22 protein-coding genes are annotated in these 18,301 nt (G+C 38.9%); 11 read left to right on the forward strand and 11 right to left on the reverse strand.

Annotation, left to right across the window (positions count from 1 at the left end; genetic code table 11):
- Nucleotides 1-113: 113 nt before the first annotated feature.
- The 3 genes from M0M83_RS10250 (at nucleotide 114) to yajD (ending at nucleotide 2,672) form a co-directional block, all read left to right on the forward strand.
- Nucleotides 114-1,091, forward strand: a complete 978-nt coding sequence (locus M0M83_RS10250) for a DUF1852 domain-containing protein (RefSeq protein WP_125894463.1) — start codon at nucleotides 114-116, stop codon at nucleotides 1,089-1,091.
- A gap of 29 nt (nucleotides 1,092-1,120) precedes the next feature.
- Complete coding sequence (locus M0M83_RS10255) at nucleotides 1,121-2,152, forward strand: methionine synthase (RefSeq protein WP_248468401.1); 1,032 nt, start codon at nucleotides 1,121-1,123, stop codon at nucleotides 2,150-2,152.
- Nucleotides 2,153-2,324: 172 nt separating this feature from the next.
- Nucleotides 2,325-2,672, forward strand: a complete 348-nt coding sequence (gene yajD / locus M0M83_RS10260; RefSeq protein WP_102140678.1) for an HNH nuclease YajD — start codon at nucleotides 2,325-2,327, stop codon at nucleotides 2,670-2,672.
- Nucleotides 2,673-2,754: 82 nt separating this feature from the next.
- Here the strand turns inward: yajD and M0M83_RS10265 are convergent, their stop codons facing one another.
- Both M0M83_RS10265 and M0M83_RS10270 read right to left on the reverse strand, forming a co-directional pair.
- Nucleotides 2,755-3,336, reverse strand: a complete 582-nt coding sequence (locus M0M83_RS10265; protein WP_125894467.1) for a YebB family permuted papain-like enzyme — start codon at nucleotides 3,334-3,336, stop codon at nucleotides 2,755-2,757.
- Between the two features lie 93 nt (nucleotides 3,337-3,429).
- Nucleotides 3,430-4,917 carry a PLP-dependent aminotransferase family protein gene (locus tag M0M83_RS10270; protein WP_248468402.1) on the reverse strand — a complete coding sequence of 496 codons (1,488 nt, stop codon included), beginning with the start codon at nucleotides 4,915-4,917 and terminating at the stop codon, nucleotides 3,430-3,432.
- Nucleotides 4,918-5,020: 103 nt separating this feature from the next.
- On the opposite strand from M0M83_RS10270, the gene M0M83_RS10275 reads away from it, so the two are divergent.
- Nucleotides 5,021-5,479 carry a GNAT family N-acetyltransferase gene (locus M0M83_RS10275; protein WP_125894471.1) on the forward strand — a complete coding sequence of 153 codons (459 nt, stop codon included), beginning with the start codon at nucleotides 5,021-5,023 and terminating at the stop codon, nucleotides 5,477-5,479.
- A 99-nt stretch (nucleotides 5,480-5,578) separates the two neighbouring features.
- Here M0M83_RS10275 and M0M83_RS10280 read toward each other — a convergent pair whose 3' ends face one another.
- The 4 genes from M0M83_RS10280 to M0M83_RS10295 all read right to left on the reverse strand — a co-directional run bounded on the left by M0M83_RS10280 (nucleotide 5,579) and on the right by M0M83_RS10295 (nucleotide 8,533).
- Entirely contained in the window at nucleotides 5,579-6,127 is a 549-nt protein-coding gene (locus M0M83_RS10280) for an NADAR family protein (protein ID WP_248468403.1), read from the reverse strand.
- Nucleotides 6,128-6,226: 99 nt separating this feature from the next.
- A complete protein-coding gene (locus M0M83_RS10285) occupies nucleotides 6,227-6,949 on the reverse strand; it encodes an amino acid ABC transporter ATP-binding protein (protein WP_102140355.1) in 723 nt (240 codons plus the stop codon).
- Nucleotides 6,936-7,700: an amino acid ABC transporter permease gene (locus M0M83_RS10290; protein WP_102140354.1), complete on the reverse strand. Its 765-nt coding sequence runs from the start codon at nucleotides 7,698-7,700 to the stop codon at nucleotides 6,936-6,938. Before M0M83_RS10290 ends, M0M83_RS10285 begins: the two co-directional genes overlap by 14 nt.
- Nucleotides 7,701-7,765: 65 nt before the next feature.
- Entirely contained in the window at nucleotides 7,766-8,533 is a 768-nt protein-coding gene (locus M0M83_RS10295) for a basic amino acid ABC transporter substrate-binding protein (protein WP_125894476.1), read from the reverse strand.
- A gap of 286 nt (nucleotides 8,534-8,819) precedes the next feature.
- Here M0M83_RS10295 and M0M83_RS10300 point away from each other — a divergent pair, with 286 nt between their 5' ends.
- The 6 genes from M0M83_RS10300 to M0M83_RS10325 all read left to right on the forward strand — a co-directional run bounded on the left by M0M83_RS10300 (nucleotide 8,820) and on the right by M0M83_RS10325 (nucleotide 14,308).
- The gene (locus M0M83_RS10300; protein WP_248468404.1) at nucleotides 8,820-9,728 is read left to right on the forward strand and encodes an AEC family transporter; all 909 of its coding nucleotides are present in this window, start codon (nucleotides 8,820-8,822) and stop codon (nucleotides 9,726-9,728) included.
- Nucleotides 9,729-9,853: 125 nt separating this feature from the next.
- Nucleotides 9,854-11,314 carry an AMP nucleosidase gene (locus M0M83_RS10305; RefSeq protein WP_413776207.1) on the forward strand — a complete coding sequence of 487 codons (1,461 nt, stop codon included), beginning with the start codon at nucleotides 9,854-9,856 and terminating at the stop codon, nucleotides 11,312-11,314.
- Nucleotides 11,295-11,858, forward strand: coding sequence for a GNAT family N-acetyltransferase (locus M0M83_RS10310; protein ID WP_213912750.1), 564 nt, complete (start codon nucleotides 11,295-11,297; stop codon nucleotides 11,856-11,858). Before M0M83_RS10305 ends, M0M83_RS10310 begins: the two co-directional genes overlap by 20 nt.
- Before the next feature lie 30 nt (nucleotides 11,859-11,888).
- Nucleotides 11,889-12,227, forward strand: a complete 339-nt coding sequence (locus M0M83_RS10315) for a MerR family transcriptional regulator (protein ID WP_248468405.1) — start codon at nucleotides 11,889-11,891, stop codon at nucleotides 12,225-12,227.
- Between the two features lie 189 nt (nucleotides 12,228-12,416).
- Nucleotides 12,417-13,376, forward strand: coding sequence for an acetyl-CoA carboxylase carboxyl transferase subunit alpha (gene accA / locus M0M83_RS10320; RefSeq protein ID WP_213912748.1), 960 nt, complete (start codon nucleotides 12,417-12,419; stop codon nucleotides 13,374-13,376).
- A gap of 41 nt (nucleotides 13,377-13,417) precedes the next feature.
- Nucleotides 13,418-14,308 carry a LysR family transcriptional regulator gene (locus tag M0M83_RS10325; RefSeq protein WP_248468406.1) on the forward strand — a complete coding sequence of 297 codons (891 nt, stop codon included), beginning with the start codon at nucleotides 13,418-13,420 and terminating at the stop codon, nucleotides 14,306-14,308.
- Here M0M83_RS10325 and M0M83_RS10330 read toward each other — a convergent pair whose 3' ends face one another.
- The 5 genes from M0M83_RS10330 to M0M83_RS10350 all read right to left on the reverse strand — a co-directional run bounded on the left by M0M83_RS10330 (nucleotide 14,309) and on the right by M0M83_RS10350 (nucleotide 16,979).
- The gene (locus M0M83_RS10330; protein ID WP_213912746.1) at nucleotides 14,309-14,767 is read right to left on the reverse strand and encodes an RES family NAD+ phosphorylase; all 459 of its coding nucleotides are present in this window, start codon (nucleotides 14,765-14,767) and stop codon (nucleotides 14,309-14,311) included.
- On the reverse strand, nucleotides 14,764-15,225 hold the full coding sequence (gene parS / locus M0M83_RS10335) for a type II RES/Xre toxin-antitoxin system antitoxin (protein WP_248466530.1): 462 nt from the start codon (nucleotides 15,223-15,225) through the stop codon (nucleotides 14,764-14,766). Before parS ends, M0M83_RS10330 begins: the two co-directional genes overlap by 4 nt.
- Nucleotides 15,226-15,311: 86 nt before the next feature.
- The gene (locus tag M0M83_RS10340; protein ID WP_125894493.1) at nucleotides 15,312-15,779 is read right to left on the reverse strand and encodes a DUF1456 family protein; all 468 of its coding nucleotides are present in this window, start codon (nucleotides 15,777-15,779) and stop codon (nucleotides 15,312-15,314) included.
- A 187-nt stretch (nucleotides 15,780-15,966) separates the two neighbouring features.
- Nucleotides 15,967-16,281, reverse strand: coding sequence for an AzlD domain-containing protein (locus tag M0M83_RS10345; protein ID WP_125894496.1), 315 nt, complete (start codon nucleotides 16,279-16,281; stop codon nucleotides 15,967-15,969).
- Nucleotides 16,278-16,979 (reverse strand): AzlC family ABC transporter permease, encoded by a 702-nt coding sequence (locus tag M0M83_RS10350; protein ID WP_248466531.1) that lies wholly within the window; start codon nucleotides 16,977-16,979, stop codon nucleotides 16,278-16,280. The genes M0M83_RS10345 and M0M83_RS10350 overlap by 4 nt, the downstream gene beginning before the upstream one ends.
- Nucleotides 16,980-17,443: 464 nt before the next feature.
- Here M0M83_RS10350 and leuE point away from each other — a divergent pair, with 464 nt between their 5' ends.
- Nucleotides 17,444-18,085 (forward strand): leucine efflux protein LeuE, encoded by a 642-nt coding sequence (leuE, locus tag M0M83_RS10355; protein ID WP_213912743.1) that lies wholly within the window; start codon nucleotides 17,444-17,446, stop codon nucleotides 18,083-18,085.
- Nucleotides 18,086-18,301: the final 216 nt, after the last annotated feature.

Here is an 18,301-nt window from a genome sequence, read left to right on the forward strand (position 1 = left end):
CAAACGAATTAACGTATTTACAACATAAAGATTGATGAATGGGTAGCTAAAACTTCTAGAAAATCAAGAAGTCAATTGAGTTTCCATCTTGGAATTTAGGGTGTGACGAGACGATGAACAAAAATTTTACATTTACGATTAAAAGTAGTCTTTTTGATGAAAATTATAATCCTTCTGAAAATACACGTATTACAACTAACTTTGCTAATTTAGCCAGAGGGAAAAATCGCCAAGAAAATTTGCGTAATACGCTTGTCATGATGAACAACCGTTTCAATACCTTGGCCTATTGGGATAACCCTAAAAGTGACCGTTATTCAGTCGAGTTGGAAATTATTTCTGTCGAGATGAGTGTGGAAGGGAATGGTCGCACCTTTCCGGTGATTGAAATATTAAAAACCAATATTGTTGATCATAAAACGGGTGAACGTACTGAAGGTATTGTTGGAAATAATTTTTCATCTTATGTGCGTGATTATGATTTCAGTGTTTTATTGCTAGATCACAATAAAGACCAAGCCAACTTTAGTGTCCCAGAAAACTTTGGTGACTTGCATGGGAATATCTTTAAATATTTTGTAAATTCGGACGAATACAAAGCACATTTTAGTAAAGCGCCAGTGATATGCTTAAGTGTATCAAATAAAGATATTTACCACCGAACTGGTAATACCCATCCTATATTGGGTATTGAATATCAGCAAAATGGAGCTTCATTAACGGATCAATATTTTAAAAAGATGGGATTACAGGTTCGTTATTTTATGCCTAAAAATAGTGTTGCACCGTTGGCATTTTATTTTACGGGAGACTTGCTGAGCGATTACAGCAATATTGAATTGATTAGTACAATCAGCACGATGGAAACATTCCAGAAGATTTATCGGCCAGAGATTTACAATGCGAACTCTGTTGCGGGGCCATGTTACCAACCGAGTTTGACGAACCAAGACTATTCATTAACAAAAATTGTTTATGACCGCGAAGAACGTAGCCGATTGGCTATTGAGCAGGGAAAATATACAGAAGAACACTTTATTGAACCCTATAAGCATATTCTAGAGCAATGGTCTGCTAACTACGCGCTTTGATTCATTATAAAAATTTAAGGTCAATTATTATGAAAACATTATTACCAACATCTACCGCAGGCAGCTTACCAAAGCCTTCTTGGCTTGCTCAGCCAGAGACTCTTTGGTCTCCTTGGAAGTTGGAAAACGAAGAACTTGTAGAGGGAAAACAAGATGCACTGCGCTTGTCCCTAGAAGATCAACTGCGCGCAGGAATTGATATTGTTAGCGATGGTGAACAAACGCGTCAGCACTTTGTGACGACATTTATTGAGCATCTCAATGGCGTTGATTTTGAAAAGCGAGAAGTGGTTAAAATTCGCAATCGCTATGATGCGAGCGTGCCGACGGTGGTTGGAGCGGTTGAACGCCAAAAACCTGTTTTTGTGGAAGATGCTAAATTTTTACGTAAGTTAACGAACCAGCCGATAAAATGGGCGCTTCCTGGCCCAATGACAATGATTGATACACTGTATGATAACCATTACAAAAGTCGTGAAAAACTGGCATGGGAATTTGCTAAGATTTTGAACCAAGAGGCAAAAGAGCTTGAAGCAGCGGGGGTTGATATTATTCAATTTGATGAGCCTGCTTTTAATGTATTTTTTGATGAAGTGAACGATTGGGGTGTAGCTGCATTAGAAAGAGCCATTGAAGGGCTAAAATGTGAAACCGCAGTTCATATTTGTTATGGATACGGCATCAAAGCCAATACTGATTGGAAGAAGACTCTGGGTTCTGAGTGGCGACAATATGAAGAGGCTTTCCCAAAACTGCAAACCTCGAATATCGATATTATCTCTTTGGAATGTCATAACTCTCATGTTCCCATGGACTTAATTGAACTTATTCGCGGCAAAAAAGTGATGGTGGGGGCGATTGACGTAGCGAGCAATATCATCGAAACACCAGAGGAAGTCGCTAATACATTACGTAAAGCGCTCCAATTTGTCGATGCAGACAAGCTTTATCCATCCACTAACTGTGGTATGGCACCGTTATCTCGTCGTGTTGCAACGGGTAAGCTTAATGCATTAAGCGCAGGGGCTGAGATTATCCGCAGAGAATTATTGAATAAGTAATCTAAGGATAAATTAACGAATAAAAGGACCCAGAGTTGATGACGAGCCCGATAAAATAGGCGTTGTCATCATATCTGGGTTTTTTGTTGTTTTGAGTTTCTTTTTTTGCTCTAAACTGAGGTATATTAGGCGTATTATCTCAAAATTACTATTTTCAACAGGAATATCGGCAATGGCTTTGATCCCTAAAAACTATGCGCGATTAGAAAGTGGCTATCGTGAAAAAGCACTTAAAATTTACCCATGGGTTTGTGGACGCTGCACCCGCGAGTTTGTGTATTCAAATTTGCGTGAATTAACCGTGCATCATATCGACCATGATCATACCAATAACCCAGAAGATGGCAGCAATTGGGAGCTATTATGCCTATTTTGTCATGACCATGAGCATTCGAAGTATACAGAAGCTGAAATGTATGGCACGAATGTCGTGGCAGGGGAAGATGCGCAAAATGACGTTGAGGCAGCAACTTATAACCCGTTTGCTGACTTGAAATCGATGTTAAATAAGAAAAAATAAGTCTCATTGTAAATTCAGTCGATTATATCAAAAAGCACTCGATTGAGTGCTTTCTTGTGTGAGTTTACATCCGTATTGGTTGTTAATGTATATCCTCATGACTGCGGTATATGAGCGATAATTCAGGGTGATGCCATAGACTTGCAGGAGTCACTGTTTTACGTTCCCATGGAATTTGACCAATAAACCATAATTTCCAAAAAGTTAATTTTGCATTCGGGTTTTTAGTTAATAATTCCTTGAAGGTTTCTAATTCCCCTATTTGAACTGATAACGCAGATTGATAAATATCGAAAACAAACTTTGAACAAAACTGCCTAGAAGACTCATAATTAAATCCAGTGTGATAAAATTTATTTAAACGAGCAGGAACTTCGGAAACTAATGCAGATTTTTGTTCATTGGTTAATGTATGAGTAAATCGACGTACACTGTAACGTTTATCCGATGAACGGGCAATAAAGCGAGATAGGGTCGTGGTTGTTGAAAGCGGAACGCGACTTTCTGCAATCAAATAGTCTTCGCCATTATGGCCGACAATCATACCAACATGGTTACTCCAACATAAAGACGCCGAGGCTATTTGCCGAAATAACTCGGTTCCAATACTGGTAAAGACAACATCGCCAACTTCGTACTCATGGGGATAATTTATTTTTGTCATAAAAGTACCTCAATATAAACAATGCTATTAAGGTACAGTTATAAAGACTAGAAAAATTCTCGCTATCGGATAAACGCTGAAAATCATTCTTGTTTAACTAGGGTATATATTAGTCAATTGTTCACTAAGTAATTTTATATTGCTAATTATCTCGTCTTCACAATGAGCGGCATAGCCGAAAAGGAGCGCATTTTGGTGAGAACTTTGAATACAGTAGCGCGATAACGGTTGTGCTCCAAAGCCTAACAGACGGCATTGGTTAAGGATCACGTTAGTATCATAACCGTCTTTAACCCAGCAGACAGTATGAATGCCTGAATCCGTCATTTGCACATTAAATAGGTGAGGGAGATAGTGATTAATGGCATTGATAAACGTATTTTGCCTATCGTAGCATATCTTCCGTATTTTTCTGACATGGCGTGCATAGTGGCCTTCTTGGATAAACTGGGCTAAAGCGGCCTGTTCTAAATAACCACAATGGCTATCACTGTAATATTTCATCATGGTGAATGCCTCACTCAGAACTTCTGGCACAATTAAGAAGCCTAAACGAAAACCAGGATACATCATTTTAGAAAATGTCCCTGCATAAATAACACGTTGATGATTATCTAAGCCTTGTAGCGCTTGAATAGGCTTTGATAAAAAGCGAAATTCACTGTTGTAGTCATCCTCAAAAACCCATGCGTTGTTTTGCTGGGCCCAATCCAATAATGCTAAACGCCGCGGTAAGCTGAGGGTTGTGCCTAACGGAAACTGGTGAGAAGGCGTGGTATAAATTAATTTTGCTGTTTCATGGTGTTTTGCACCGTAGGCAATATCCATCCCTTCTCTGTCAGATGGAATAGCAGCAATATCAGCACCTGCGGCGGTGAAAATAGCTCTGGCGCTATCATAGCCAGGGTCATCTAACCATACTTTGTCCCCTTGCTGTAATAAGATTTTTGCTACTAAATTAATGGCTTGTTGCGTCCCATTAACAATAATAATTTGTTGTGGTTTGCAGTGAACCCCGCGAGTCGAACGGACGTAATCTACCAATAAGTTTTTTAGCGGTGTATAGCCATCAGGATGATTAAAATGTGCAATCGTTTGTTTGGATTTACGCCAAACACGGCCTAATAGTCGTCCCCATAATTCATGTGGAAATTGGTCAACACAGCCAATACCAATATTAAACATTTGGTACTTGTTGGTGTTTGGGCGCGATTTTTCCCATAAGTTCGTTAAAGTAGAAACTTGGGGATTCAGATTTAATGCAGAATATCTAGATTGGTCACTTTGCTTAGTACTATCTATGGTGCCAACTAATTCATCAGGAATGTGGGGAGAAACATAAGTTCCCGAGCCTTTTTTGGAATAAATATATCCTTCATCAATTAATCGTTCAAACCCAGCAATGACCGAGTTTCGTGAGATCGACATCATTTCGGCTAATGCTCTAGAGGAGGGGAGTTTAATGCCGACAGCAATACGACCATCTAAAATAGCGTTACGTATTGTGTGATAAACATTTTCCTTAATATAGCCTTCTTCAAGTAAAAGTAATGGAAACTGTGCATGCTGTTGGCGGCGCATAAAGTGGATCCTAAATAAATAACAAAAGTGTCTCTTATACAGAGCCAGATTGCTATGTACTATAGCGCCATTATGTAATATGTCTATAAATGGAAGGGTTATTATGAATAAAACGGCATTACCAGTGACAGTAGAATTCGTTACTCCTGATCATTACTCAGCATGGTTAGTATATTGGTTGGAATACCAAAAATTTTATAAAGTCGATTTAAGTGAAGAGATTACCTTAAAAGCATGGGCGCGCTTTTTTGATGAGAATGAACCGATGTATTGTGCTGTTGCTCTTGAAAATGGCAAAGTTGTTGGCTTTGTGAATTATTTATTTCACCGGTCAACATGGGCTGAAAATGATTTTTGCTACCTTGAAGATTTATATGTGGCGCCAGAAATGAGAGGGCGGCATGTCGGGAAGCAACTAATTGAATTTGTACATGCACAGGCACAAGAAAAACAATGTGGCCGCTTATATTGGCATACACAAGAAACCAATCTACGTGGGCAAAAACTGTATAACTGGGTGGCAGAAAAACCTGGTGTGATTGAATATAGGATGCCTTTGTAATAAAGCTCAGTAGTATATCCTATATTTTAATTAAAATATTGGCAGGCCCGCGGTTTAACAACAACGGGCTTTTCTGTCTTATCAGAAAATAAGCAAAAATTAGCGTGTTAAATGGGCTAACTGACTTCTAACGTCCATTAATGCGAAACCGAGCAGATTTAACCCTTTCCATGTTAATGGGTTTTCAATATTTTCCGCATCCTCAGCGAGGCCTATTCCCCATATTTTATCGACAGGGCTAGCTTCAACGAGCACGCGCTCATTTGTGGAGAGTAAAAATTGTCCCAATTCTTTATTCTGAGAAAATTTTTCCATATTAGCCGCAACGACAATAGCAAAACGGTTTTCATCCCAAACATCTTGCTTAAACCCACGAACTTCACGGCCAAATGCTTTAGCCGCTCCAGGATTTGGTGCATAAATAATTTTATCCAGCGTTTCAAAATCGCCAAATAAGCGTGCTTTCTCGGCCATCATAAAATGTTCTGCACTGGCAAAGCGGTGGTTATTGACAATAAATGGGGAAGGGTACCATTGGCTGAAACAGCTTGTTGTTATTTGATTTTGTTTGGTTTGGTGGCCCCAGAAGAAAACATATTTAAATTTTTTCCCTGAGCGATATTGTTTGCAGAGGCTTGTGATATCCATAAATTAAACTTTATTAAGTAATAATATTCTTAGCATATCGATAATAAAAAGATTTGGATATCAGAAAAACCTGCTTAGCATGCTAAGCAGGTAATAAAACTAAAGTACTTTACTTAAAAATTCCGCAGTTCGTGGGTTTTTAGGTGCAGTAAAGAGTTGTTCTGGTGTGCCTTCTTCTTGAATGATACCTTGGTCAATGAACATGACTCGATCAGCAACTTCACGCGCAAATCCCATTTCATGGGTGACGATGACCATCGTCATACCTTCATTCGCAAGGGTTTTCATCACGGAAAGCACTTCACCAACTAATTCGGGGTCAAGTGCAGATGTCGGCTCATCAAATAACAAAATGGATGGCTGCATAGCTAACGCTCGGGCAATAGCAACCCGTTGTTGCTGCCCTCCAGATAAACTGGCTGGCCATGCATCAATTTTATCTAATAGTCCTACTTTGATCAGGAGTTGCTCAGCTTGCTTAAGCGCCACTTCTTTTTTTATCCCTTTCACTAAGGTAGGGGCCATCATCAAGTTTTCTAACACAGTCATGTGAGGGAATAGGTTAAAACGCTGAAACACCATCCCCACATTTTCCCTCATCTTATTTAAATCAGTTTTAGGATCATGAACGTCAAAGCCATTGACTTTAATCTCACCGCCATCTGGACGTTCTAGTGCATTTAAACAGCGTAGAAAGGTGCTTTTTCCTGAACCAGAAGGGCCAATGACACAAATCACTTCTTGAGGTTTAACTTCGCAAGAAATGCCTCTAAGTACATGGGCATCGCCAAATTTCTTTTGTAAATTATTAACGTAAATCACTTCTGCCCAACCTTCTTTCCATATATTGCACCAACTGAGCAAGTATAAATGTCAGCATCCAATAAATCACAGATATCGTTAAGTAGGGTTCCCAATATGTTGCATAAGCCCCGGACACGGTTCTCGCTGCATAAGCGAGATCTGCCAAGCCGATAGCGGAAGCGAGGGAGGAATCTTTGACAATCGCGATGGCATTATTTCCCAGTGGGGGAAGAATGCGACGGAAAGCTTGCGGAAGAATAACCTTCCGCATTGTTTTTGCCCAACTCATGCCAAGAGCACGAGAAGCCTCCATTTGTCCTTTATCAATAGATTGAATACCCGCACGGAAAATTTCAGAGACATAAGCCCCTGAGTTTAAAGTAATTGCAATGACACAAGATAGAAATGCGCCGTAATCGGAACGAAGCATTTTAGCGGTGTCAACGGACATTATCCCAGATGTAACAAATAACCCATCACGAGGGTTAATGAATAATGGCACTAAGGCAAAGTGAACAACCATTATTTGAACGAATAGCGGGGTACCACGAAAGGCACTGACATAGAAACGAACTGGCCATTGCACAAAATAATGTAAAATTGGTTTCCAAATTCCTTGTTCAGCTTTGGCCGTTCTTCCTAAGCCGAGGGTTAACCCCCATAGTGAGCCTAAAATAACGCAGATGATGGTCGCTTTTATCGTCATCATTGCGCCTTCAGCAAATAATGGAGCGTATTCTTCAATTATTTCCCAACGAAACGCAGACATCTTAGTGTTCACCCTGATTTATAACGTGAAAAAGCCATCCAAGGATGGCCTTAAGTTAGATTAAATTATTGTTTTGGTAATTGAGGAACGTTTTCATCAAACCATTTTTGGTAAATTTTATTGTACGTACCATCTGCGATGATCTTATTTAAACCATTATTAATTTTTTGCTGTAATTCACTATTTCCTTTTGCGACAGCAATACCAAAATATTGTTTTTCGAAATGGTTATCGTAGATCAGTTTAAATTTTTTCTCAGGGTGAGTTTTTATGTAGTATTTAATGACACCGACATCACCAACAGCTGCATCAATGCCATCTTCAAACAGTTCTTGTAATAAAAGCGGGGTATTGTCGAAACGTTTAATTGCAGTGCTATTTTTGCCGATTACGTCAGAAACAACGATATCACCAGTGCTGGAGTTTACGACACCCACATTCAGGTTTTTTAAACTATTTAAGTCTTTTACATCAGAGGTTTCGCTGATGACGATCGCTTGTTCAGCAGGAAAATAAGGGTTAGAAAAATCAACCATATTTTTGCGTTTATCTGTAATCGTGATCCCTGAAATTAAAATGTCTCTATCACCAGACGACAAGGTTGCAAAGATCCCTTCCCAAGGTGTATTGACAAGTTTAACGTCAAAACCTTCTGCTTCTGCAACCGCTTTAATAATATCAATATCAAAGCCTTCAAGCTGTTTTTGGCTATTTTCATATTCGAATGGACGGTAAGTCCCACCAGCACCAACGGTATAGCTTTCTTTTGCGTAAACATTCCCGGCGAAGGCTGCCAATGACATACAGCCAGCAAAAACGAGTTTTTTAAACATACCAACCTCTTTAATTATGCATTTATAGTGAATAAAAATACATAATATTTCTGTTATAGGCAAATGATTTTTTATATAAGAAAGTGGATAATTTTAGGGTTTAATTTTTTATGGGTGGAAAAGTATTTATTTAAAGATAAATAAGTGAAAGTTGATTAAATCGAAAATAAATTGATAAAAGTAAAATATAGGAATAGCGCTTTTTTTACCTATCAGTTACAAAAATTTAACGATAGACTAATTAGCAAACTCACTCAATACTCGAATAAAAACAGATTACGCTCTCATGGATAAGATTCTATTAGTTTTGTGGCCATTATTTGCTCTCATTGCAATGGGGTTTGTATTACGACGCTCAACAATATTGACGACTGATTTTTGGCCGAGTGCGGAAAAATTAAACTACTTTATTTTGTTTCCCGCACTGTTAATTAACAGTTTAGCCACCGCGCCTTTGGATAATCCTAAGTTACCCTATCTAGCGAGTGCTCTCCTTTGTGTTTTAGCGATTAGCTCTGCACTAACTCTAGGTTGTAAATATTTATTCAAAATACCTATCCCGAGGTTTGGTGCGTATATCCAAGGAATTACGCGGTTTAATACTTATTTAGGGTTGGCTATTGTTGCTGATTTATTTGGCAAAGAAGGGATCGCTATTGCTGCGGTAATTATGGCTGTTTTGGTGCCAAGCTGTAATGTCATTGCGGTACTTTCGTTATCTTCGGGGCAAAAGGTTTCAGTTAAGCAAATTTTATTACCGATCATAAAAAATCCATTAATCATTTCCTGTGTCGTTGGTGTGTTATTAAATATATCACCTATCGGATTGCCATTTGGCTCTGACCAATTTTTAAAATTACTCGCAGCCGCCAGCTTGCCACTGGGGTTAATATGTATTGGGGCCGCATTACAAACAGCAACGCTAAGAAATGAATTTAAACCTATTATGGCATCGACATTGCTACGTTTATTTCTTATGCCTATTTTAGCGGTAACAGTGGCGGGGCTATTTTCGTTGCCAAATCTTGAAACCGTCCTATTAGTACTATTTTTTGCTATCCCTACGGCGCCAACAGCCTATATTTTAACGCGTCAGTTAAATGGAGATAGCCAACTAATGGCAGGTATAATTACATTACAAACCGTGGCAGCGGTGTTTACATTACCAATTGTTCTATCCTTTGTAGTGCATTGATCATGATAATAAATGCATTGCTGAAGATATAAGTACATTAATCGCAATATATTTTGCAACTATCACATTGATACTCTATGTTATCGGAGATGATTTTATCTGATGATAAGGAGTTGTGTGTGTCTTTGGAAAAATGCCAGAAATATGAAAACTTATCTATTGACGATGTTTTAGATAAACTTTCGTTGTTATATAGCAATGCAATTGATTCATTAAGAGATGCTATCGCTATTTATGTAGAAGAAGGCCGCATACCAGATATTACTGAAAGGGATAATGGGTTATTTGCTTACCCTGAGCTGTGTGTTACATGGGAAGGGAAAGTCGATCACTGTGAAAAAACACGTGCTTATGCACGCTTTGTTAAACGCGGTAATTACACCATTACAGTGACTCAGCCAGAGCTATTTCGTGCTTATTTAGTTGAGCAACTGTCTATTTTGCAGCAAGATTATGATGTCACTTTTGCTGTTCGCCCTTCAAAAATTGAAATTCCTTATCCTTTTGTCATTGATGGTTCAGACTTAGTGTTGGATAGGAGTATAAGCAGTCATTTAGCTGCACATTTTCCGATAACCGATTTATCTCATATCAGCGATGATATTACAGATGGTTTGTACTCTGCTACGGATGCAATGCCGCTGTCTCATTTTGATGCATTGCGTGTGGATTTTTCATTAGCGCGTTTGAAACACTATACAGGAACCCCTCCTGAACATGTCCAACCGTACATTTTATTCACCAATTATAATCGCTATGTTGATGAATTTGTGAATTGGGCATGTGAACAAGTCCGTGATCCTGAAAGTCGTTATATTGCATTATCTTGTGTAGGACATAATTATTTAACTGATGAGAATGCAGACCCACAAATTGCCACTTCTGATTTAACCTGGAAAAAATTTCAAATGCCTGCATATCATCTAATCGCGAGAGATGGTGCAGGAATTACTTTAGTGAATATTGGTGTTGGGCCTTCAAATGCAAAGAATATTTGTGATCACTTAGCGGTTTTACGACCACATGCTTGGTTGATGATTGGCCATTGTGGCGGGTTAAGAGAAAGCCAAAAAATTGGCGATTATGTTTTGGCCCATGCCTATTTGCGTGATGACCATATTCTTGATGATGTATTACCGCCAGATATTCCTATTCCAAGTATAGCGGAAGTCCAACGCGCCTTATATGACGCAACAAAACAAGTTAGTAATATGCCTGGGGAATTGGTAAAACAACGTCTCAGAACAGGAACCGTTGTTACAACCGACGACCGAAATTGGGAATTACGTTTTTTTGCAACAGCTCGCCGTTTTAACTTAAGCCGCGCGGTCGCAGTGGATATGGAAAGTGCCACAATTGCAGCTCAGGGTTATCGTTTCAGGGTTCCCTATGGCACGCTGTTATGTGTTTCTGATAAACCATTGCATGGCGAGATTAAATTACCCGGTCAAGCCAACAGTTTTTATGAAGGTGCAATCTCAGAACACTTGCAAATAGGTATTCGTGCTATTGATTTATTAAGGCAAGAAGGGGATAAATTACACTCAAGGAAATTGAGAACATTTGATGAACCCCCATTTAGATAGCAAGGAGATGCAATCAATGGCTGTAATACCTGTGCTTGAAACAGAAAGATTGATATTAAATAAACACCAAGTGAGTGATTTTCCTGCACTTGCGAAATTATGGGCAACTGAGTCGATGGTTCGCTACATTGGTGGTATGCCATCTAGCGACCGCGAATCATGGATGCGCATGCTAGCTTATGGTGGTTTATGGCCGTTATTAGGATTTGGTTATTGGGCTGTCCGTGAAAAAGCAAGTGGCCAGTATATTGGTGATTTAGGGTTTGCTGATTTCCATCGCATGGTTGAACCCCAAGTTAAAGGTATTCCAGAAGCGGGTTGGGTCATTGCACCTGAATTTCAAGGAAAAGGTTACGCAACAGAAGCAATGAAGGCCGCATTGTCTTGGCTAGTAAAAGAAAATAAGTTCCGGCAATCTATTTGTTTTATTGAGCCGAGGAACTTAGCCTCTTTACGGGTGGCTGAAAAGTTGGGTTACGTAGTTGACCGTGAAATTTTTATGAATGGCGCAATCACGGTATTATTACGGCAACAATTAGCTTAAGTTGTGAATGTTAGAGCGGGTTATAATTTCATGCATGATGAACTGGATATTTCTCAAGTTAGCCAATTATCAGGTCTAGCGGCATCAACCTTACGTTATTATGAAGAAAAAGGGTTGATTAAACCGATTGGGCGCAAGGGGTTAAAACGGGTTTATCAAGGGAAAGATGTTATCACCCGCTTATCTTTAATTGCATTAGGGCAAGAAGCTAAATTTACACTCGACGAAATTGCTATCATGCTCAATCATAAGGATGGCCCTAATATTGAACGTGCGAGCTTACTTGAAAAAGCTGAAGAGATTGAGCAAACCATACAGGGGTTATTAGCCTTAAAAAAGGGTATTTTTGCATATTGCGAACTGCCCTGAAGAAAATCACTTTTTATGCCCTAATTTTAAAAAAATTATGGAAAACAGCTTAAAATTAAACTCACTAAAGAAAAGTCAGCGTTAAATATTATCCCACTATTGATAATAATCAATCCTATTTTTAAGCATAGAATGGGATTGATTCTCTGATTAAACTCCTAAGATTACCGTCACCATTTTAGGAAAGTTATGACTAACCATTTTCTTGCATTTGAGAAACCCATCGTTGAACTCAATGACAAAATTGAGGCACTTATTGCTTTCAAACAAAAAGGGCATCCTTCAGAAATAAAGTTAGAAGAAGAGATCTTGCTCTTGAAAAAAAAGAGTCATTCGCTGACGAAAACGATATTTGCATCTCTTGGGGCATGGGAAATTGTCCAGTTAGCGAGACATCCACTAAGGCCTTATCCCCTTGATTATATTTCATTAATATTTACTGAATTTCAAGAATTAGCCGGTGACCGTGCTTTTGCTGATGATAAGGCGCTGGTGGGAGGGCTTGCTCGTTTGGATGGTAGGTCTGTTATGGTGCTGGGGCAACAAAAAGGGCGTACAACAAAAGAGAAAGTTATGCGTAATTTTGGTATGCCGTCGCCAGAAGGCTACCGTAAAGCACTCCGTTTAATGAAAATGGCAGAACGTTTCCATTTACCTGTTTTGGTATTTATTGATTCTGCTGGGGCTTACCCCGGTGTTGGCGCTGAAGAGCGTGGACAAGCAGAAGCCATTGCACGCAATATTATCGAAATGTCGCGCTTAAAAACGCCCATTATTTGTGTTATTACAGGTGAAGGTTGTTCTGGTGGTGCGTTAGGCATTGGTGTTGGCGATCGTATTAATATGTTGGAATACAGTACTTATGCAGCGATATCCCCGGAAGGTTGCGCTTCTATTTTGTGGAAAGATCCCCAAAAGGCACAAATTGCAGCGGAAGCAATGGGCATGACTGCGCCACGGTTAAAAGAACTTGGTATTATCGATACTATTATTTCTGAGCCCTTGGGGGGAGCGCACCGCGACTATCAATTAGCTGCACAACAATTAAAACAACAGTTACTGACTGATTTGAATGAACTAACTCAATTAGACATGGAAGTATTGTTGGCGGAACGGTATCAAAAAATAATGGATTTTGGTTACTGCTAATGCTATTAGTTCAGGTTAATAGAAAATTGTAGGGGTTAAATATGGCTGTTGACCTGAATTTATTGAAAGTGTTTATTGCTGTTGCGACACAAGGGAGTTTTGCCAATGCAGCAAAGTTACTTTCAATGCCGACATCGAATGTGAGTCGTTATATTAAACAGCTGGAGCAACAACTTAATAGTCAGTTAATTGAACGAACGACCCGGCAAATGCGGTTGACCGAGACGGGAAACATTTTATTTGAGCAAAGTCAAAAGCTAGTCAGTGAATTAGAACAGGTTGTGGTGCAAATTTGTCATCCACAACAACTTACCGGAACGATACGGCTAACTATCCCCAGTGAATTTGGTAGCCTACTATTCGCGGATTTATTAGCGAAGTTTGCATTACTACACCCACAATTAAATATTCACTGTGATACACAATTAATGCCTCAAGATGTTATTAGTGATGATATTGATTTATTACTCACATTTCACCGTGGTCACCTTGAGGACAGTAGCTATCACTCACGTTTAATCAAATCATGGCAAAGTGTTGTAGTTGCCGCTCCCCAATTAATTGAACAAGTAGGAAAACCGCATTCATATACGGACTTAGCTAATATGCCATGTATTTCAAGCTTGAGTGCATTGCAGGGACAACCATGGATATTTATTGATTCAGAGGGATTACAGCAAAAAGTGATAGTTAACAGTAACTATCGCGTAAATAGTGGCATTCTAGCTCACGCTGCTGCAATGCACGGTGTTGGTTATGCCATCCTGGCATTAGAAGGGTGTGCCGAACAGATTACACAAAATAAATTAGTGCGAATAGAATTCGATGAGGTATCACCAGCCCCAATAGAACTGCGCGCGGTTTATGCGAGCCGTAGTGCATTATCACCGAAGATAGATGCTTTTTTACAATATTTGTTAGCAAACATTTAGTTATGCTAAGCGTGGGTCAACGTTAAAATCCAGTGGTTTAACCGTCTGTATGGCTTTTTGAAATTGCGGATGCAATGGGTTGAGTATTGCGTTGTATTCATAGGGAATAATACAAGAGGGAATTAACAATACCAAGCTATCTTGGTTATTAAGCCATGTAGTGCCAATATCCATAGTAGAGGTTGGCGCTGGGTCTTGCTGCCAATCCGTTGGAAGGTGGTCTAACGACAACTTCATAACGTACTTATCATTGATATCTATGGATAGTAAACTGAACTGGTTTAATAGTATGTCTTGATTGATGTGAACGAGTATTTCAAGGGTTGCTAATGAAATACTCGTCGATGTATAAACAGCAGGAGTCCCTTTATGATTCCACCGGCCACCGTACAACATAGCTCCTTGCCCCGACCATGCATCGTGAACAAAACTGGATTTCACCAATCGATATAAAATCATGAAAATACACCATGTTCAATGCGGCCAATTAAATCAATTACTTCAATAGCACCGCTTTCTGTCGCGATAAGCTCAATAGGGCGTAAGTGACCCAAGCCTTTCACTGGATGATTGAGCCAATCACTTGCTGCGTGTTTATCACCATTAAATAAACGCACTGCGGCATCAAATACCCGTACTAGACGTGCAATTCGTTCACTTTCATCTGCATTTAGGGGCTGGCCAGCATTTTTACGACGAGCAATATTGCGTTCATTGATGCCAGATATCCGCAATAGTTCTGTTTTGCTCACCCCTGACCACTCTTGGATATTGTCTAAGACAGAGACAGACAGGCCTTGACGTAAATAGTGGGTCAATTCAATACCCCTTTCAGCGGGTAACCCGACATGGCGCCATAGTGGCTTAAAAGCAGAAGCTGCGGGTTGAATTGGCGTTGTGGGGATATAGTTTCTCATTTGAACCTCCTGACATTTGTCATTTTTATTATAGACAAATGTCAGGGGGATGTAAAATAAACGAATAAAAAACGAGCAGGATACGGTTACTTATTACCACGTAGGCGAATTGTCAGGCCTTTTAGGAAGTAACGCAGCAATTGGTCTCCACATTCGCGGTAGTTTTTATGACCTGGTTTGCGAAATACAGCGTTAAGTTCAGGCTTAGATACACGAAAGTCAACAAGCTGATAAATTTCAATCATATCTGTATCTTTTAATTCAAAAGCCACGCGTAATTTTTTGAGCATAATATTGTTATTAAGGCGGCTATCAACTTCAGGTGCGGGATGGTTTTCATCTTTTCCACGACGGTGATAAATTAAACCGTTTAGAAAATGCCCCATGACATTATCGTTACATTCAACATATTCAGGCTCATTATCTTTTTTTAACCAAGCCACCATTTCTTCTTTTGTAACATCCAAATCTGCAAGTTTTACGATTTTAACCATTTGGGCGTCGCTTAAGTCCAACATATAGCGAACGCTGCGTAAAACATAATTATTAAGCATGGTATTGTATTATCCATTATCTATAAAAGTTAATTGGCTATTTATTGAGTAAGGCCAATAAAGTATTCACTATGACAATCAATGACAGGGTGAAATTGAAAAGGAATGTATTTTGAGAGGGGCATATTATGAGGGATTAACCAAGATAAAGCAAAGTGCTAAACGATGCTTTATCCTGAATAATAAGTTAACCGATGAAATAAATAAGGGAATAGAAAAATACTAAGGTAAGACCGACAGTTAACAGCATATTTTTCAATACTAAGGCAACAACGACACAGAATAACGCCCCCCATAAATAAGGATTATCTGGGAAGGAACGTAGCTCATGGTTTTCCAATAAGATAACAGGGGCACAAATTGCGGTTAATAAGCAAGGTGCTGAGTACCCTAACGCTTGACGAACTACAAGTGGGAGGCGTATTGGCAACTGTGGTATTAGAAAAATATAACGTAGAGTAAAAACAACCGCTGTTAAGGTAATAATTAAAAGCCAAATCATTTTTCTTCCTTCAATATACGTGAAACAGCCACTGATACAAACATCCCACCCACACCTGCGATAACAATAGCACTGCTAAAGGAGTACATTGAAAGTACGATAGCGACAACGAGCGAAAAGATAACGCCACAAAGCGTACTAATTTTTCTGGTTAATGGAACGACGATCGCGAGCAAAGTTGCAACCACAGAAAAGTCGAGATGTAAGCGGCTCAAATCGCCCACAATATTGGCCATGGCAATACCACAAAGGCTAGTAATTAACCAAACAAGATAAAAACTAAACCCAGCACCAAAGAGATAGGGAAAACTTAAACCCTGGCGTTTAGCAGCGCTAATCGCAAATAGTTCGTCAGTCAGCAAAAAGCCGATGCTAAGGCGCTGAGGCGTTGTAAAGTCTTTAACTTGGGGGCGCAAAGTCAGCCCATAGAGTAAGTGCTGGGAAGTAATAAAAAAAACAGAAATAACAATTGTGATATAGCCAGCACCCGAGTTAAGCAACCCAAGAGTGACTAACTGTGCTGCGCCTGCAAATACCATTGCAGACATCGCTACGCTTTGCCAGAAATCGAGACCAGTTTCAACTGCCATTGAACCCGCTAAAACTCCCCAAGGAATAACAGCGAGATTGAGAGGAGCGGTATGAACCGCGCCTGCCATCATCGATTTTTGCCATTGATTACTTTGTTGTGACGCCATTTAAGCTAACCTTATTGTAGTTATGAGCACTTATATAATTTGATTGATTTTAAAATTAGTGGTGGGATATTTTAGTTTCATACAGGCTTTATCCGATTTTACTTCTAAATAGCACCGACTTTTATGTTATAACGCGAAACCTTAATCAAATCACTACTGCTATTTTTATTTGCCTCATGGCATTAAATGCCACCTAAACTTTAAATTTTGGTGTTTATTGCTATTTGACTAGCTGTTTATAGCTAGCTTCTGATTAAGATGGTTATATTGGATTATTGTTTCGATTTAACCCTCCAATTCAATGGTGTTCATCTAGTATTTTGTATTTAATTGGTTTTATGTCTTGTAATGTAATTATCAGGCAGTGATATCTTTTACAAGTCATATAAAGCCTGTATCATAATAACCATAAAGAAACAATGTGAATTTTTTGTTATAACTTTTATTGAGTTAGCGGGTTTCCTATGCTTGAAAATCTCGGTATTACAAATTTATGGACTTATCTTATCGGTGTTATTTTTATTACACTGGTACCAGGCCCTAATTCTTTATTTGTTTTAACTAGCAGTGCAAAATATGGTGTGAAAAATGGTTATAAAGCCGCATTAGGTGTCTTTACAGGAGATGCTATCCTCATTTTTCTCTCATTTTTAGGCGTTGCATCTTTAGTAAAAACATCACCTATCTTTTTTAGTGTTATAAAATACGCAGGGGCAGCTTATTTATTTTATTTAGGGATGAAAACCCTGTATAGCGTATTATATAAGAAAGAAAATACAGGTGATGTTGATTCAATTATCTTAGAAACCAAGGGTATCTATAAAAAAGCTGTTTTTTTAAGTTTACTAAATCCTAAGATGATCATTTTTTATGTTTCATTTTTTATCCAATTTATTGACCCAGCTTACCCAAGTGCAGGCGTGCCATTTTTTATCCTTGGCGTCATTTTAGAAGTCTGTAGCATGATTTATTTATCACTATTGATTTTTGGCGCGATTGCCGTAACGAATATGGTCAAACATAATAAAAAACTGTCTAAGTTCTCTAATAGCTGTATTGGTGCCGTATTCTTGATGTTTGGAGCAAAACTTGCACTAACCGCATAATGGTTTTATTAGAAATAGCTGGCCCATGGTTGGCTATTTTTTTACCTCTAACGTTTTATGACGGTTACTCCCTTAACATTCACCTATCTCTGCTCTGTGTCCTCCCAGTCCATTTGACGGTATAGTGCTTATATGCTTGGCGAGTATAAATAGCTAATGTAGCGATAACATTTAAAGTAACAAGATAATACGCTAACCCTTTAATCTTTAATGGTT

Source organism: Providencia rettgeri, assembly GCF_023205015.1.
GTDB lineage: Bacteria > Pseudomonadota > Gammaproteobacteria > Enterobacterales > Enterobacteriaceae > Providencia > Providencia rettgeri_E.

Coding starts and splice junctions, on each gene's coding strand:
- yajD (WP_102140678.1), top strand. CDS start 2,325: ATGGCTTTGATCCCTAAAAACTATGCGCGATTAGAAAGTGGCTATCGT.
- M0M83_RS10340 (WP_125894493.1), bottom strand. CDS start 15,779: ATGCTTAATAATTATGTTTTACGCAGCGTTCGCTATATGTTGGACTTA.
- M0M83_RS10290 (WP_102140354.1), bottom strand. CDS start 7,700: ATGTCTGCGTTTCGTTGGGAAATAATTGAAGAATACGCTCCATTATTT.
- M0M83_RS10255 (WP_248468401.1), top strand. CDS start 1,121: ATGAAAACATTATTACCAACATCTACCGCAGGCAGCTTACCAAAGCCT.
- M0M83_RS10300 (WP_248468404.1), top strand. CDS start 8,820: ATGGATAAGATTCTATTAGTTTTGTGGCCATTATTTGCTCTCATTGCA.
- M0M83_RS10270 (WP_248468402.1), bottom strand. CDS start 4,917: ATGCGCCGCCAACAGCATGCACAGTTTCCATTACTTTTACTTGAAGAA.
- M0M83_RS10280 (WP_248468403.1), bottom strand. CDS start 6,127: ATGGATATCACAAGCCTCTGCAAACAATATCGCTCAGGGAAAAAATTT.
- M0M83_RS10350 (WP_248466531.1), bottom strand. CDS start 16,979: ATGGCGTCACAACAAAGTAATCAATGGCAAAAATCGATGATGGCAGGC.
- M0M83_RS10325 (WP_248468406.1), top strand. CDS start 13,418: ATGGCTGTTGACCTGAATTTATTGAAAGTGTTTATTGCTGTTGCGACA.
- M0M83_RS10250 (WP_125894463.1), top strand. CDS start 114: ATGAACAAAAATTTTACATTTACGATTAAAAGTAGTCTTTTTGATGAA.
- M0M83_RS10275 (WP_125894471.1), top strand. CDS start 5,021: ATGAATAAAACGGCATTACCAGTGACAGTAGAATTCGTTACTCCTGAT.
- accA (WP_213912748.1), top strand. CDS start 12,417: ATGACTAACCATTTTCTTGCATTTGAGAAACCCATCGTTGAACTCAAT.
- M0M83_RS10345 (WP_125894496.1), bottom strand. CDS start 16,281: ATGATTTGGCTTTTAATTATTACCTTAACAGCGGTTGTTTTTACTCTA.
- M0M83_RS10315 (WP_248468405.1), top strand. CDS start 11,889: ATGCATGATGAACTGGATATTTCTCAAGTTAGCCAATTATCAGGTCTA.
- M0M83_RS10265 (WP_125894467.1), bottom strand. CDS start 3,336: ATGACAAAAATAAATTATCCCCATGAGTACGAAGTTGGCGATGTTGTC.
- M0M83_RS10310 (WP_213912750.1), top strand. CDS start 11,295: ATGAACCCCCATTTAGATAGCAAGGAGATGCAATCAATGGCTGTAATA.
- parS (WP_248466530.1), bottom strand. CDS start 15,225: ATGAGAAACTATATCCCCACAACGCCAATTCAACCCGCAGCTTCTGCT.
- M0M83_RS10330 (WP_213912746.1), bottom strand. CDS start 14,767: ATGATTTTATATCGATTGGTGAAATCCAGTTTTGTTCACGATGCATGG.
- M0M83_RS10295 (WP_125894476.1), bottom strand. CDS start 8,533: ATGTTTAAAAAACTCGTTTTTGCTGGCTGTATGTCATTGGCAGCCTTC.
- leuE (WP_213912743.1), top strand. CDS start 17,444: ATGCTTGAAAATCTCGGTATTACAAATTTATGGACTTATCTTATCGGT.